This window comes from Pseudomonas sp. FSL L8-0168 (assembly GCF_037976155.1).
In the GTDB taxonomy this organism is placed as follows: domain Bacteria; phylum Pseudomonadota; class Gammaproteobacteria; order Pseudomonadales; family Pseudomonadaceae; genus Aquipseudomonas; species Aquipseudomonas paracarnis.
Window position 1 is genome coordinate 2,544,106 of sequence record NZ_CP150262.1, and the last position, 15,247, is coordinate 2,559,352.

The 15,247-nt window shown below is 61.3% G+C and carries 13 protein-coding genes and 1 other RNA gene; all 14 read right to left on the reverse strand.

Going from position 1 to position 15,247, the window contains the following annotated elements:
- Positions 1-4 precede the first annotated feature (4 nt).
- Complete coding sequence (locus MHH62_RS11105; protein WP_014716974.1) at positions 5-961, reverse strand: D-alanine--D-alanine ligase; 957 nt, start codon at positions 959-961, stop codon at positions 5-7.
- The gene (gene murC / locus MHH62_RS11110) at positions 958-2,406 is read right to left on the reverse strand and encodes a UDP-N-acetylmuramate--L-alanine ligase (protein WP_003188677.1); all 1,449 of its coding nucleotides are present in this window, start codon (positions 2,404-2,406) and stop codon (positions 958-960) included. The genes MHH62_RS11105 and murC overlap by 4 nt, the downstream gene beginning before the upstream one ends.
- Positions 2,399-3,469, reverse strand: coding sequence for an undecaprenyldiphospho-muramoylpentapeptide beta-N-acetylglucosaminyltransferase (gene murG / locus MHH62_RS11115; protein ID WP_019816945.1), 1,071 nt, complete (start codon positions 3,467-3,469; stop codon positions 2,399-2,401). The genes murC and murG overlap by 8 nt, the downstream gene beginning before the upstream one ends.
- Positions 3,459-4,670, reverse strand: a complete 1,212-nt coding sequence (gene ftsW / locus MHH62_RS11120; protein WP_161793210.1) for a putative lipid II flippase FtsW — start codon at positions 4,668-4,670, stop codon at positions 3,459-3,461. Before ftsW ends, murG begins: the two co-directional genes overlap by 11 nt.
- Before the next feature lie 8 nt (positions 4,671-4,678).
- Positions 4,679-6,025, reverse strand: coding sequence for a UDP-N-acetylmuramoyl-L-alanine--D-glutamate ligase (murD, locus tag MHH62_RS11125; RefSeq protein WP_019816946.1), 1,347 nt, complete (start codon positions 6,023-6,025; stop codon positions 4,679-4,681).
- Between the two features lie 6 nt (positions 6,026-6,031).
- Positions 6,032-7,114: a phospho-N-acetylmuramoyl-pentapeptide-transferase gene (mraY, locus tag MHH62_RS11130; RefSeq protein WP_003188670.1), complete on the reverse strand. Its 1,083-nt coding sequence runs from the start codon at positions 7,112-7,114 to the stop codon at positions 6,032-6,034.
- Positions 7,114-8,484: a UDP-N-acetylmuramoyl-tripeptide--D-alanyl-D-alanine ligase gene (murF, locus tag MHH62_RS11135; RefSeq protein ID WP_032903362.1), complete on the reverse strand. Its 1,371-nt coding sequence runs from the start codon at positions 8,482-8,484 to the stop codon at positions 7,114-7,116. Before murF ends, mraY begins: the two co-directional genes overlap by 1 nt.
- Positions 8,477-9,940, reverse strand: a complete 1,464-nt coding sequence (locus MHH62_RS11140) for a UDP-N-acetylmuramoyl-L-alanyl-D-glutamate--2,6-diaminopimelate ligase (RefSeq protein WP_339232958.1) — start codon at positions 9,938-9,940, stop codon at positions 8,477-8,479. The genes murF and MHH62_RS11140 overlap by 8 nt, the downstream gene beginning before the upstream one ends.
- Positions 9,940-11,682, reverse strand: coding sequence for a penicillin-binding protein 2 (locus MHH62_RS11145; protein WP_019816949.1), 1,743 nt, complete (start codon positions 11,680-11,682; stop codon positions 9,940-9,942). Before MHH62_RS11145 ends, MHH62_RS11140 begins: the two co-directional genes overlap by 1 nt.
- A complete protein-coding gene (ftsL, locus tag MHH62_RS11150; protein WP_003188663.1) occupies positions 11,682-11,975 on the reverse strand; it encodes a cell division protein FtsL in 294 nt (97 codons plus the stop codon). Before ftsL ends, MHH62_RS11145 begins: the two co-directional genes overlap by 1 nt.
- The gene (rsmH, locus tag MHH62_RS11155) at positions 11,972-12,913 is read right to left on the reverse strand and encodes a 16S rRNA (cytosine(1402)-N(4))-methyltransferase RsmH (RefSeq protein WP_087149552.1); all 942 of its coding nucleotides are present in this window, start codon (positions 12,911-12,913) and stop codon (positions 11,972-11,974) included. The genes ftsL and rsmH overlap by 4 nt, the downstream gene beginning before the upstream one ends.
- 2 nt (positions 12,914-12,915) lie before the next feature.
- Positions 12,916-13,371, reverse strand: coding sequence for a division/cell wall cluster transcriptional repressor MraZ (mraZ, locus tag MHH62_RS11160; protein ID WP_003171868.1), 456 nt, complete (start codon positions 13,369-13,371; stop codon positions 12,916-12,918).
- A gap of 355 nt (positions 13,372-13,726) precedes the next feature.
- An RNA gene (rnpB, locus tag MHH62_RS11165) (RNase P RNA component class A) lies at positions 13,727-14,080 on the reverse strand.
- 96 nt (positions 14,081-14,176) lie between these two features.
- Positions 14,177-15,082: a 16S rRNA (cytidine(1402)-2'-O)-methyltransferase gene (gene rsmI, locus MHH62_RS11170; protein WP_020301255.1), complete on the reverse strand. Its 906-nt coding sequence runs from the start codon at positions 15,080-15,082 to the stop codon at positions 14,177-14,179.
- Positions 15,083-15,247: the final 165 nt, after the last annotated feature.

The window sequence follows — 15,247 nt, forward strand, 5'->3', positions numbered from 1 at the left end:
GTGTTTAGCCTCTTGGCTCAATGCTGTCGGCCAGGATCGCCAGCACTAACTGCTGGAAATCCAGACCGGCGGCACGGGCTGCCATGGGAACCAGGCTGTGGTCGGTCATGCCCGGTGCGGTGTTGACTTCAAGGAACCAGAAATTCCCTTGGTCATCCTGCATCACGTCTGCCCGCGCCCAACCGGCGATACCCAGCGCCTCACAGGCTTTCGCCGTGAGGTCCATCAATTCTTGTTCCTTGGTTGCTTCGAGGCCGCATGGGATCCGGTACTGAGTATCGGAAGCCAGGTACTTGGCGTCGTAGTCATAAAAGGTGTGGGGCGTGCCCAAAGCGATGGGCGGCAATACCTGGCCACGCAGGGTGGCGATGGTGTACTCGGGACCGGAAATCCACTGTTCCACCAACACTTGCGAATCGTAGGTACTTGCCGCTTTCCATGCGTCGATCAATTCGGCGGCCGAGTTCACTTTGGCCATGCCGATACTGGAGCCTTCATGGGCTGGTTTGACGATCAAAGGCAGGCCCAGTTCCTTGGCCGCAGAAATACAATCGTCTTCACTGCACAGTACGGCGTGACGTGGGGTCGGAATACCCAGGCTGTGCCACACCTGCTTGGTGCGCAACTTGTCCATCGCCAAGGCCGATGCGAGGATGCCGCTGCCGGTGTAAGGGATGCCGGCGCATTCGAGCAGGCCCTGCATGCTGCCGTCCTCACCGCCGCGGCCGTGAAGAATGAGAAAGGCGCGGTCGATTTTTTCAGCCTGCAGACGGGCAAGGAAGTCATCGCCCACATCGATACCGAAGGCATTCACGCCAGCACTTTGCAGCGCCTCAAGCACCGCATTGCCGGACTTGAGCGACACTTCGCGCTCGGCGCTCTTGCCGCCGAACAACACGGCCACGCGACCGAAGTCGGCAGGCGCAAGGGTGGAAAACAGAGAGCCGTAATCAGTGGTCATTTCGACTTCCCCTTGGCGGCGGCTGCAAACAGCGGGCTCGCCAGCAACTTGGGCGCAAGGCCACCGATATCACCGGCGCCCTGGCACAGCAGGATGTCGCCGGCGCGCAGCAGCGGCTTGACGATAGGCGCCAGGTCCACGCCACGCTCGATGTAGATCGGGTCCAACTGGCCGCGCTGGCGGATGCTGTTGCACAACTTGCGGCTGTCAGCGCCCGGGATCGGTTCTTCACCGGCCGGGTAGACTTCCATCAGCAGCAGCACGTTGGCATCGGCCAGTACATTGACGAAATCGTCGTACAGGTCGCGGGTGCGGCTGTAGCGGTGCGGCTGGTACACCATCACCAGCCGGCGCTCCGGCCAACCACCGCGCACGGCCTTGATAACGGCCGCAACTTCGGTCGGGTGGTGCCCGTAGTCGTCCACCAGCATCACGTCACCACCTTCAACCGGCAGTTGGCCGTAGACCTGGAAGCGACGGCCCACACCGGCAAAGCGCGACAGGCCCTCGACGATGGCTTCATCGCTGACGCCTTCATCGGTGGCAATGCAGATGGTCGCCAAAGAGTTCAGCACGTTGTGGTTGCCCGGCATGTTCACCGACACGTCCAGCGGCTCGCGATCGGGGCGCAGCACGGTGAAGAAGGTTTGCATGCCTTCCTGGCGCACATTGATTGCGCGCACGTCGGCGTCTTCGCTGAAGCCGTAGGTCACGGTAGGGCGTTTGACCTGGGGCAGGATTTCACGCACTACCGGGTCGTCCAGGCACACCACGGCCAGACCGTAGAACGGCAAGTTGTGCAGGAAGTCGACGAAGGTTTTCTTCAATTTGTTGAAGTCACCGTCGTAGGTCGCCATGTGGTCTTCGTCGATGTTGGTGACGACGGCGACCAGAGGTTGCAAGTGCAGGAAGCTCGCGTCACTTTCATCGGCTTCGGCGATCAGGTAGCGACTGGTGCCCAGCTGGGCATTGGTGCCAGCTGCATTCAGGCGGCCACCGATGACGAAGGTCGGGTCCAGGCCACCGGCGGCGAACACCGAGGCGATCAGGCTGGTGGTGGTGGTCTTGCCATGGGTACCGGCCACGGCGATGCCGTGGCGATAGCGCATCAGCTCGGCGAGCATTTCGGCACGCGGCACCACAGGGATACGGCGCTCAAGGGCGGTGGCCACTTCCGGGTTGGAGGTGTTCACGGCGCTGGACACCACCAGCACGTCAGCCTCGGCGGCGTTCTCGGCACGGTGGCCGATGAAGATCTGTGCGCCAAAGGACTTCAGGCGCTCGGTGACCGGCGACTCTTTCAAGTCCGAGCCGGACACCTGGTAGCCCAGGTTCAGCAACACTTCGGCAATCCCGCACATGCCCACGCCACCGATACCGACGAAGTGAATACGACGGATACGGCGCATCTCGGGTTGCGGCATGGCTTTCTGATTCTCAACCATGGGCCACCTCCAGGCAGATATCGACCACGGTGCGGGTTGCGTCAGGTTTGGCCAGGCGGCTTGCGGTGCTCGCCATGCTGTTGAGTCGTTCCGGTTGCATCAAAACCTCGGTCAGGCGTGCGGCCAAATCGGCGGCGCCAGTCGTTCTTTGCGGCAGCAGGAAGGCAGCGCCCTCCCCGGCCAAATATTCGGCGTTGCGGGTCTGGTGATCGTCGATGGCGTGGGGCAAAGGCACCAGCAAGGACGGCAGACCGGCGGCCGCCAGTTCACTGACGGTCAGCGCACCAGCGCGGCAGACCACCAGGTCGGCCCAGCCATAGGCTTGGGCCATGTCTTTGATGAAGGGCTGTACATTGGCCTCTACACCGGCCTCGCGATAACGCGCGGCGGTGACTTCATCGTGGTTCTTGCCGGCCTGGTGGAAGATCTCCGGGCGCACATCCTCAGGAAGTTGCGCAACGGCTTCAGGCAGCAATTTATTCAGCGGCTCGGCGCCCAGGCTTCCGCCCAGGATCAGCAGGTGAGCCTTGCGCCCCGCCAGCGCGTCACGCGCAATGGCCATGAACAGTTCGGTACGCACCGGGTTACCGGTGGTGCGAAGCTTGTCGGAGGCGGCGAAGGTTTTCGGGAAGGCTTCACACACCCGCGCAGCCAACGGCACTAGCAGACGGTTGGCAGTACCGGCGACGGCGTTCTGTTCGTGAACGATCACCGGCACACCCGCGAGTTTCGCCGCAACACCACCAGGGCCGGTCACATAACCGCCAAAGCCGAGCACACACACCGGCTTCAACTCGCGAATGATCCTGCGCGCCTGCATGACCGCCTTGAGCAACACGAACGGTGCCTTGAGCAATGACAACTTGCTCTTGCCACGCAGGCCGGTGACGTTGATCAAATGCAGCGGCAAGCCGGCATTGGGCACCAATTCGTTTTCAATGCCACGGGGCGTACCCAGCCAGTGCACGGTGTAGCCACGGTTCTGGAATTCACGGGCGCAAGCCAGGGCCGGGAACACATGGCCCCCGGTGCCGCCCGCCATGATCAGCACGTTAGCGCCCATGGGTCGGCTCCTCGGCGAAGTCGCTCTCGCTGAACTCCATCTCTTCGCTGCCCAGGTGGGTGCGACTCTCCCACTCGATACGCAGCAACAAGCCGAGACAGGCGCAGCAAATCACCAACGAACTGCCGCCGTAACTGAGGAACGGCAAGGTCAGGCCCTTGGTCGGGAGCAGGCCGACGTTCACGCCGATGTTGATCAGGAACTGGCCGATCCACAGGAAAGCCAACCCATAGGCCACGTAGGCGGCGAAGAACTGCTTGGCCTTCTCGGCCCACAAGCCGATGTACATGGCGCGCACGCAGACGAATACAAACAGTGCCACGGTGCACAGCGAACCCACCACACCCAACTCTTCGGCCAATACCGAGAACACGAAGTCGGTGTGGGCTTCCGGCAGGTAGAACTGCTTCTGCACACTGTTGCCCAAGCCCACACCCAGCCACTCGCCGCGACCGAAGGCGATCAGCGCCTGGGTCAACTGGTAGCCGGAGCCGAACTGGTCGGACCAGGGGTCGGTAAAGGTGATCAAACGCGCCATCCGGTAGGGTTGCGCCTGCACCAGGATGGTCACCGCCGCGACGGCCAGCACCACCATCAAGGTGAAGCGGAACAGCCCGACCCCACCCAGGAACAGCATCGCGGCGGCGGCGCCCATCATCACCACCGTGGCCCCGAAGTCGGGCTCCATCAGCAGCAGGCCAGCCATGGGCAGCAGCACGATGAACGGCTTGAAGAAGCCCATCCAGCTTTCGCGTACTTCTTTCTGACGGCGCACCAGATAACCGGCGAGGTAGATCACCACGAACACTTTGGCAATTTCCGACGGCTGCACGTTGAACGCGCCGAAGCCGATCCAGCGCATCGAACCGTTCACCTCGCGGCCGATGCCGGGCACGATCACCATGACCAGCAAGCCGAACGCACCGATCAGCATCAGCCAACCCAGACGCTGCCAGGTGGCAATCGGAATCATCATGGTGACGATGCAGGCGCCCAGGCCGATCACCAGGTACACCAGGTGGCGGATCATCATGTACAGCGTGTTGCCCGACTGCACGGCGGCCACTTCGGAGGACGCCGAAGTGATCATCACCAGGCCCAGGCCGAGCAGCGCCAGGCAACCGGCGAGCATCGGGAAATCGAGGTCGATGCCGCGCCCGGTAATGATCGGCGACGGGTATGGCTTGATGATGTTTCTCAGGTTGAGGCTCATGCCAAAGCCTCCACGGCGCGGGCGAACAGTTGGCCGCGCTCTTCATAGTTCTTGAACATGTCGAAGCTGGCGCACGCGGGCGACAGCAACACCGCATCGCCAGGCTGGGCCAGGGCTTTGCACTGGGCAATGGCGTCGTCCAGGGAAGCTGCGCGTACTTGCGGTACAGCGTCACCGAGGGCGGCGGCGATCAGGTCCGAATCGCGGCCCATCAGCACCACGGCGCGGCAATGGGCGGCCACTGGAGCTTTGAGGTCCTTGAAGTCGGCACCCTTGCCATCACCACCGGCGATCAGCACCAGCTTGCCGTCGATATCGGCCCCCAGGCCTTCGATGGCCGCCAGGGCTGCACCGACATTGGTGGCTTTGGAGTCGTTGTAATAGCTGACGTCATTGAGGTCGCGCACCCACTGGCAGCGATGCTCAAGCCCGGCAAAGGTGCGCAGGCTCGCGAGCATGGCGTCGAACGGCAGGCCAACCGCGTGACCGAGCGCCAAGGCCGCCAGGGCATTGGACTGGTTGTGTGCGCCACGGATTTTCAGTTCGCGTACCGGCATCAGGTTCTGGAATTCGAACGCCAGGTACTTCTCGCCGTTCTCTTCACGAATGCCGAAGCCTTTGAAGTCCGGTTTGCCCAGGCCGAAGGTCCAGCAGGGCATGCCCTCGCCTATCAGCGGACGGCTCAGGGCATCCTGACGGTTGACGACAAATTGCTTGGCGCCACGGAAGATCCGGTGCTTGGCCAAGTGATAAGCCGGCAGGCCGCTGTAGCGGTCCATATGGTCTTCGCTGACGTTCAATACCGTCGCCACTTCAGCGCCCAGGTCGTGGGTGGTTTCCAGCTGGAAGCTCGACAACTCCATCACGTACAACTCGACGTCGTCGCTGAGCAAATCCAGTGCCGGCACGCCAAGATTGCCGCCGACGGCCACACGCTTGCCCGCCGCAGCCGCCATCTCGCCGACCAGAGTGGTGACGGTGCTTTTGGCGTTGGAACCGCTGATGGCCACGATCGGCGCCTTCGCGTTGCGTGCGAACAGGTCGATATCGCCAGACAGCTTCACGCCACGGGCCGCAGCCGCTTGCAGGGCCGGTGTCGCCAGGGCCAGGCCCGGGCTCACGTAGAGCTCGTCGGCACGGCACAGAAACTCGACATCCAGCTCGCCACAACGCACTTCCACGTGCGGGTAGTCACGGCGCAGCGTGACCAGCTCCGGTGGATTTTCCCGCGTATCGGCCACGGCAAACGACGTGCCCCGGTTCGCCAGGAAGCGAACCAGGGACATGCCGCTCTTGCCGAGGCCGACAACGATGCGGAAGTGGTCTGAAGCGATCAGGGACACTCGTTTCTACCTCAGTTTCAGGGTGGCAAGGCCGACCAGTACCAGAATCACGGTGATGATCCAGAAGCGGACAATCACGCGTGGCTCAGGCCAGCCCTTGAGTTCAAAATGGTGGTGAATCGGCGCCATGCGGAACACGCGGCGCCCGGTCAACTTGAAGGACGCCACCTGGATGACCACCGACAGGGTTTCCATCACGAACACGCCGCCCATGATGAACAGCACGATTTCCTGGCGAACGATCACCGCGATGGTGCCCAAGGCCGCGCCCAGCGCCAGTGCGCCGACGTCGCCCATGAAGACTTGTGCTGGGTAGGTGTTGAACCACAGGAACCCCAGGCCGGCACCGATCAGCGCACCGCAGAACACGATCAGCTCACCGGCGCCCGGTACATAAGGGATCAGCAGGTATTCAGCGAATTTCACGTTACCGGAGAGGTAGCAGAAGATGCCGAGCGCGCCGCCCACCATCACCGTCGGCATGATCGCCAGGCCGTCGAGGCCATCGGTCAGGTTCACCGCGTTGCTGGAGCCGACGATCACGAAGTAGGTCAGCACCACAAAGCCCACACCCAGAGGAATGCTCACATCCTTGAGCATCGGGATGATCAAGGTGGTTTCCACGGCACTTGGCGCGGTGGTGTACAGGAAGATCGCGGCGGCCAGGCCGAACACCGACTGCCAGAAATACTTCCAGCGGCTTGGCAGCCCCTTGGAGTTTTTCTCGATCACTTTGCGGTAGTCATCCACCCAGCCGATGGCGCCGAACAGCAGGGTCACCAGCAGCACCACCCACACGTAGCGGTTATGCAGGTCGGCCCACAGCAAGGTGCTGACGCCAATGGACGACAGGATCAGCGCGCCGCCCATGGTCGGAGTGCCAGACTTGGACAGGTGCGACTGCGGGCCGTCGTTACGAACCGATTGACCAATTTGCAGGTTCTGCAGGGTGCGGATCATCCACGGCCCCAGGAACAGTGACAAAGACAGCGCGGTCAGCACACCCAGGATCCCGCGCAGGGTCAGGTACTGGAAGACCGCGAAGCCTTTGTGGAACTGTTGCAGATACTCAGCCAGCAGCAGCAGCATTAATGTTTCTCCGTACTTGAGCCACACAAGGCTGCGACGACGTTTTCCATCACCGCGCTGCGCGATCCCTTGATCAAAATAGTTGTGTGTTTGTCATGTTCAGCCGCCGTCAACGCCTGGATCAGCTCGGCCTGGCTGGCGAAATGCCGCGCGCCGGGGCCGAAAGCGTTGACCGCATGGGCCATGTTCGTGCCAACGGCGTAGAGCGCGTCCACTTTGCCGGCGGCATAGGCGCCGACTTCACGGTGGCCTTGTTCAGCCCAATCGCCCAGTTCGCCGATATCGCCCAGCACCAGCACCTTGCGCCCATCAAAGCCTGTGAGCAGGTCCACAGCGGCATTGATGGAGGACGGGTTGGCGTTGTAAGTGTCATCAATCACGCGCATGCCGTTGCCAGCCAGTTGCGCCACAGTGCGGCCCTTGACCGGCTGCACCGCGCCCAGGCCCGTGGCAATGCCGAACAGCGACACACCCAGGGCATGGGCGGCAGCGGCGGCGGCCAAGGCGTTGGCGACGTTATGGTTGCCCAGCAGGTTCAACTGCACGTGCTCATCACCTTGCGGAGTGTGCAAGGTGAAGGACGGGCAGCCACGGGCATCGACATTGATGTTGGAGGCGTGAAAATCGGCTGCGGCATTCAGCACTGCAAACGTCAGGACCTTGCGACCGGCAGCGCGTACACGCCAGGTCTCGAACGCCTTGTCATCCAGGTTCAGTACCGCAGTGCCCGAGGCGTCGAGGCCCTCAAGGATTTCGCCCTTGGCTTCGACGATTTTTTCCGGGCCGCCGAACTCACCGACATGGGCGGTACCGGCGTTGTTGATGATCGCCACGTGAGGCCGGGTCAGCGCCACGGTATAGGCGATTTCGCCGATGCGCGAAGCCCCCAGTTCAATCACTGCCGCCGTGTGTTCCGGGGCCAGTTCGAGCAGGGTCAGCGGTGCGCCGAAATCATTGTTCAGGTTGCCACGGGTCGCGAGTACCGGCCCGCGCGTACGCAAGACGCCAGCAAGCAGTTCCTTGACCGTGGTCTTGCCGCTGGAACCGGTAATGGCCGCCACCGGCTTATCAAAAGCAGCACGGTTAAGCGCACCCAGTTGGCCCAGGGCCAGGCGGGTGTCGGCTACCAGCAATTGCGGCAGGGCAGAATCGGCCACTTCACGCTGTACCAGGGCACCGACGGCACCTTTGGCGGCAACGTCGTTGAGGTAGTCGTGACCATCGAAACGCGGGCCGGCCAGGGCGACAAACAGCTGCCCCGGCTGGATGTTACGACTGTCGATACTGACGCCGGTGAATGTGCAGTCGCTCGACAGCACACGGGCCGACAGGGCCTGGGCCAGTTCGCTGAACGTCATCGCTTTAAGCATGGGCGACCTCCCAGGCGGTCAAGGCGTGATCCGCCTCGACCAGATCGGAGAAGGCATGGCGCTCACCGTTGATTTCCTGATAGTCCTCGTGGCCTTTACCCGCGAGCACCACGACGTCGTCCGCGCCGGCACTGGCGATCAGTTGGGCAATGGCGGCGCCGCGACCAGCCACAAACGTGACCTTGGAGGCGTCTTTGAAACCGACACGGATGTCGTCGAAAATCTGGCTCGGGTCTTCGCTGCGCGGGTTGTCGTCGGTGACAAGTACGCCGTCGGCCAAACGCTCGACGATCTCGGCCATCAATGGGCGCTTGCCGCGATCGCGATCACCGCCGCAACCGAACAGGCACAGCAGTTTGCCTTTGGCATGTGGGCGCAGGGCTTCGAGGACTTTTTCCAGGGCATCCGGTGTGTGGGCGTAATCGACCACCACCAGCGGTTGCGTGCCGCCACCCAGGCGCTGCATGCGACCGGCCGGGCCTTCCAGCTTCGGCAGTACCCGCAGGATTTCATCCAGGGCGTAGTCCAGGCCCAGTAATGCACCGATAGCGGCGAGCACGTTGCTCAGGTTGAACCGCCCGAGCAAGGTGCTGCGCAAGTGGTGCTCGCCCTGCGGCGTCACCAATGTGGCGCGCACGCCTTCATCATTGAATTGGGCTTCGCGGCAATACAGGTAGGCACTGGCATCTTGCAGGCTATAGCTGATCAGGCGCGCGTCGCTGTCTTCGCCCGCCAGTTGCCGGCCAAACGCGTCGTCGAGGTTGACCACCCGGCACTTCAGGTCATTCCAGGCAAACAGCTTGGCCTTGGCGGCAGCATACGCCTCCATAGTGCCGTGGTAGTCGAGGTGATCGCGGGACAGGTTGGTCATCACCGCCACGTCAAAGGCCAGAGCAGTGACACGCCCTTGGTCCAGGCCATGGGAAGACACTTCCATGGCAACCGCCTTGGCGCCGGCCTTTTTCAGGTCGGCCAGGGTCGCTTGCACGGCAATCGGGTTTGGCGTGGTGTGCAGGCCGCTTTGCAGCGAGCCATAGAAGCCGGTGCCCAGGGTGCCGACGATGCCGCAGTGCTGACCCAGCAGGTCCAAAGCCTGGGCGACCAATTGGGTCACGCTGGTCTTGCCGTTGGTGCCCGTCACGCCCACCAGGTTGAGCTGGCGGCTCGGGTCACCATAGAAACGCCCGGCGATGTCAGAAAGCTGCGCAGCCAGGCCCCTGACCGGAATCAACGGCACATCGGTGATCGGCAGCACGGTGGCGCCTTCCACTTCATAGGCGACCGCAGCCGCACCGCGTTGCAGGGCATCGGCGATATGCGCACGGCCATCGAGCTTGCCGCCAGGTACCGCCAGGAACAGGTCGCCGGCGCGTACATTACGACTGTCCAGGGTCAGCTCACGAATCAGCAGATCGTGGCCGGCATGGGCAAAAATCTTGTTCAGGCTAAGAGACATCAGCCGCGCCCTCCATTGGCTTTGACAGCGGCAGCCGGTGGACCAGCGTTGGCTTGTTGCGTCGGCGGCAGGTTGTCCGGCGTGATATTCATCAAGCGCAGGGTGCCGGACATCACTTTGCTGAACACCGGCGCCGAAACCAGGCCACCGAAGTAGCCGGCTTTACTAGGCTCGTCGATGACCACGACGATGGCGTAGCGCGGGTCGCTCATCGGGCCGAAGCCCGCGAACAGCGAACGGTAGGAGTTTTCGGCATAGCCCTTGGTGCCCACCGAGGTCTTACGCGCCGTACCGGACTTGCCAGCAACGTGGTACGCCGGCACCTGGGCGCGGAATACGCCGCGCGGTGCCTCGATCACTTGTTGCAGCATGCCTTGCATGGTCTTGGCGACGTTTTCCGGGATCACTTGGGTGGCTTTTGGCGCTTCGTCGACGTGGATCAGGCTCAGCGGAACCATACGGCCATTATTGGCCAATACAGAGAACGCGTGGGCCAACTGGATGGCGGTCACCGACAGGCCGTAGCCGTAGGACAGCGTGGCAGTCTCGGCTTTTCTCCACTCGCGGTAGTTCGGCAGGTTACCGACCCGCTCGCCCGGGAAGTCGAGGCCGGTGGGTTGGCCCAGGCCGATCTTTTGCGCCAAGTGATAAATAGTCTCGCCGCCGATATCGAAGGCCACCTTACTCATGCCGACGTTACTGGAGTTGATCAGGATGCCGGTCAGGTCCAGCACTGGCCCCTCGGTGCGGGACACGTCACGAATGGTGTACTTGCCCAACTGCAAGGTGCCTGGGTAAACCTCGACCTTGTCGCTGGGTTTCCAGCGGCCGGTTTCCAGGGCAGCGCTCATGGAGATCGCTTTCATGGTCGAGCCCGGCTCGAACACGTCGATCATCGCGCGGTTACGCATCATCGCCGGCTGAAGGTTGCGACGGTTGTTCGGGTTGTAGGTCGGCTGGTTGACCATGGCGAGGATCTCGCCGGTCTTCACGTCCATGATCACCAGGCTGCCGGCCTTGGCGCCGTTCTCGATGATCGCGTTACGCAGTTCGCGGTTGGCCAGGTATTGCAGGCGCAAATCGATCGACAACGCCAGAGGCTTGCCGGCCTTGGCGTTTTTGGTGACCTGGACATCCTTGATCAGTCTGCCGCGCCGATCCTTGATGACCTGCCGCTTGCCGGGAACGCCGGCCAGCCATTCGTCGTAGGCCAGTTCGACACCTTCGCGACCATGGTCATCGATATCGGTAAAGCCGACCATATGCGCGGTGGTTTCACCGGCCGGGTAGAAACGACGAAACTCCTCGATGCCGTAGACACCGGGGATTTTAAGGTCGAGCACTTGCTGGCCTTGCTCAGGGGTAAGCCCGCGCACCAGGTAGATGAATTCTTTGTTGGCCTGGGCTTCCAGGCGCTCGGTCAGGGCCTTGCGGTCTTGCCCCAGGGCAGCGGCCAGTTCAGGCCACTTGTCCTTGGCAACTTGAAGTTCCTTGGCGTTGGCCCACAGGGTGGTCACCGGGGTACTGACGGCCAGAGGCTCGCCGTTACGGTCGGTGATCAGGCCACGGTGCGCAGGAATCGGAATATGCCGCAGGCTGCGGGCGTCACCCTGGCCGATCAGGAAGTCGCGGTCGACGACCTGCAGGTCGAAGATGCGCCAGACAATCGCCCCCACCATCAATGCCAGCAAGCCGAGCATCAGGCGAAAGCGCCACGGGTAGAGTGCCCCTTCGAGTTTCATCATGGCGCCACCATGCGAACTTCAGCCGCGCCAGGGATGTGCATCTTCAATTGCTCAGTGGCCAGCACTTCGATACGGCTGTGAGCCGTCCAGGTGCTTTGCTCAAGGATCAGCCGGCCCCACTCTGCCTGGGCTTTGTCACGCACGCTCAACTCCCCGTACAGGGTATTGAGCAACTGGCGGTTCCAGTGGGCGCTGTAGGACACCGCAATCGCGGATACCAGCACGCCGACAAACAGCAGCAACATAAAGAAGCTGCCGCCCGGGAGGGGCTTGGCGAAAAGCTTGCTCACCGCAATTTCTCCGCAACACGCATGACGGCGCTACGGGAACGTGGGTTGGCCTTGAGTTCGGCTTCGGAAGCGAACTGCGCTTTGCCATGGATTTTGATTTTCGGCACAAAGGCTTCGAAACGCACCGGCAGGTTGCGCGGCAGGTTATCGGATTCGCCCTTGACCAGGCGACGCATGAACAGTTTGACGATGCGGTCTTCCAGGGAGTGGAAGCTGATCACCACCAGGCGACCGCCCACTTCCAAAGCATCCAGAGCGGCTTCGAGGCCGGCCTCCAGATCGCCCAATTCGTTGTTGACGTGGATACGCAGGCCCTGGAACGCGCGGGTAGCCGGGTTCTTGCCCTTTTCCCAGGCAGGGTTGGCCACTTTCAGCACTTCGGCCAGGTCAGCGGTGCGTTCGAACGGCTGGATTTCGCGGCGCTCGACCACGGCACGCGCCATTCGACCGGCGAAGCGCTCCTCACCGTATTCCTTGAACACACGGGCGATTTCTTCCACCGGCGCGGTGGCGATGAATTGTGCGGCACTGACCCCACGGGTAGGGTCCATGCGCATGTCGAGGGGGCCGTCGTTCATGAAGCTGAAGCCGCGCTCCGGGTCATCGAGCTGTGGCGAAGACACGCCCAGGTCGAGCAGAACCCCGGCCACCTTGCCCGCCATGCCGCGCTCGGCAACTTCGGCCCCCAGCTCGGCAAAGCTGCGCTGCACAACGACAAAGCGGCCGTCTTCGGCCGCTAGCGCTTGCCCGGTGGCAATCGCTTGAGGGTCTTTGTCGAACCCAAGGAGTTTGCCGTCGGACCCGAGCTGGCTGAGTATCAACCGGCTATGCCCGCCCCTGCCGAATGTGCCATCGACATAGCAGCCATCGGCACGTACGGCGAGAGCCTCGACGGCTTCGTCAAGCAGTACGGTGATGTGGTTAAAGCCGCTATCAATAGTCACAGGATCAAATCACGCAGTTCATCAGGCATGGCGCCCGGTTGTTGAATAGCAGCCAGGTCCGCTGCAGACACAGCATCCCAGGCATCTTCGTCCCACAATTGGAACTTGTTCAGTTGGCCTACCAGCATTGCGCGCTTGTCGAGCTTGGCGTACTCGCGCAGTCGCGGCGGCACCAGGAAACGACCACTGCCATCGAGTTCAAGGTCGACGGCATTACCGATCAGCAAACGCTGGAGTCGGCGGTTTTCTTCACGCAATGAAGGCAGCGCGCGCAACTTGGTTTCAATCAACTCCCACTCATCGAGGGGGTAAACACACAAACAGGGATCAACGGCGTCAATCGTGATGATTAACTGCCCCGAACTTCGCGAAATGAGCTCGTCACGATACCGGCTCGGCATAGCGAGACGGCCTTTTGCATCGAGACTGATAGCGTTAGCTCCGCGAAACACAGATGCGTTTCTCCAAATTTTAGCGTTTTACGTTCAAAAAACCCACTTTGTGCCACTTTCCGCCACTTGCGCACACTATAGGAATGCGCCTACCACACCGTCAAGGCGCGTATTCAAGGAAAAGCCTTACAGAACGGAGATTTAGGAGGGTAAAAGGAGGAGAAACGAGAGTTTTGCGATGTTTTTGACTCAACAACAGCAAATAGCTCAAAGAGCTAGAGCGCAAAGTTAAAGTAATTTATTAAGAGTAAGATTTTTTTGGTATTACGAAGATGCATCTGCCAATGATTTGGCAGGGAGGGATTCCTGCGTTACTACCGGGTTTGCGCACGAGATTCGAACGCAAGGAAAAAAGGTGGAGAGTCGATCTGTAAGCCGGGTTCTGTCTTGAACAGTCATTCGTCTACGATGGCCATCACTGGACATCTTTAGCAACCTACCCGGTCCCAGCGCGGGCCACGCCTTGGGACCCTATTTGGTCTTGCTCCAAGTGGGGTTTACCTAGCCACGAACTGTTGCCAGTCGTGCGGTGCGCTCTTACCGCACCTTTTCACCCTTACCGGCACCGAAGTGCTTAGGCGGTTATTTTCTGTGGCACTTTCCGTAGGCTCACGCCTCCCAGGCATTACCTGGCACTTCGCCCTATGGAGCCCGGACTTTCCTCCCCCCCCTAATTTTCATAGAGGGCAGCGACTGTCCAATCGACTCTCCGCCGCGAAGGTTAACGGCACGGCGGCTTGAGGACAAGTATTAAAAGTGCAGCATTGCCATCACGTTCAGACGAAATACAGATTTGGTCCCGGAACTATTCGGCCTTCTGTTTATCGAGCGCGACCTGATACAACACATTCTTGCGCACACCGGTAATTTCGGCAGCCAGGGCGGCGGCGCGCTTGAGCGGCATTTCCTTGAGCAACAAATCGAGGACGCGCATGGCCTCGCTGCCCACCGCGTCTTCATTCTCCGGCGCGGTCCAGCCTGCTACCAGCACCACGCATTCGCCACGTTGTTGATTGCTGTCGCCCTCGACAAACGCTCGCAGTTCCTCCAGCGGCAACCCCTTGAGGGTTTCGAAGGTCTTGGTCAACTCCCGGGCCAACAAGGCCAGGCGCTCGCCGCCGAACACCAGCTCCATGTCTTGCAGGCATTCAAGAATGCGATGCGGGGCCTCATAAAAGATTAAGGTGCGCGGCTCTTCTTTAAGTGCCTGCAGACGCGCCCGACGCCCTACGGCCTTGGCGGGCAGGAAGCCTTCGAAGATAAAGCGGTCCGAGGGCAACCCGGCGGCCGATAATGCAGCAATCAGCGCGCAGGCTCCTGGAACAGGCACTACATTGATACCAGCGGCGCGCGCCTGGCGGACCAGATGGTAACCAGGATCGGAAATCAGAGGCGTGCCCGCGTCGGAAATCAGCGCCACGTCATCACCCGCCAAAAGACGCGTGATAAAGCGGCTACCCTCTTCACGTTCGTTGTGTTCGTGGCAGGCCGCTAATGGCGTGCTGATACCAAAATGCTGCATCAACCGTTGGGAGTGCCGCGTGTCTTCTGCCGCGATCAATTTCACCTCGCGCAACACCTTCAGCGCCCGGGCACTGATGTCGTCCAGGTTGCCAATGGGCGTCGCCACCACAAAAAGCGAGCCAGCAGTGGAATTCAAAGGACCTGGAGCAGTCAAAGCGCACACCTCGATGGTTGGCAAAAGCCACATTGTAGCGCGTAGACGCCTTGAAAATATGCCATCACGGCCGATGCCGTTTCAGCCACCGTCAGCTATTGGCAACATTTGCACGACCTAAATCCACGGTTTAACGCCATGAACATCGCGCCTGGGCCAGTGCTTGGGTACACTTCCACGCTAATTTGATCGGTATCA

Coding starts and splice junctions, on each gene's coding strand:
- MHH62_RS11105 (WP_014716974.1), bottom strand. CDS start 961: ATGACCACTGATTACGGCTCTCTGTTTTCCACCCTTGCGCCTGCCGAC.
- murC (WP_003188677.1), bottom strand. CDS start 2,406: ATGGTTGAGAATCAGAAAGCCATGCCGCAACCCGAGATGCGCCGTATC.
- murG (WP_019816945.1), bottom strand. CDS start 3,469: ATGGGCGCTAACGTGCTGATCATGGCGGGCGGCACCGGGGGCCATGTG.
- mraY (WP_003188670.1), bottom strand. CDS start 7,114: ATGCTGCTGCTGCTGGCTGAGTATCTGCAACAGTTCCACAAAGGCTTC.
- murF (WP_032903362.1), bottom strand. CDS start 8,484: ATGCTTAAAGCGATGACGTTCAGCGAACTGGCCCAGGCCCTGTCGGCC.
- MHH62_RS11140 (WP_339232958.1), bottom strand. CDS start 9,940: ATGTCTCTTAGCCTGAACAAGATTTTTGCCCATGCCGGCCACGATCTG.
- MHH62_RS11145 (WP_019816949.1), bottom strand. CDS start 11,682: ATGAAACTCGAAGGGGCACTCTACCCGTGGCGCTTTCGCCTGATGCTC.
- rsmI (WP_020301255.1), bottom strand. CDS start 15,082: ATGTGGCTTTTGCCAACCATCGAGGTGTGCGCTTTGACTGCTCCAGGT.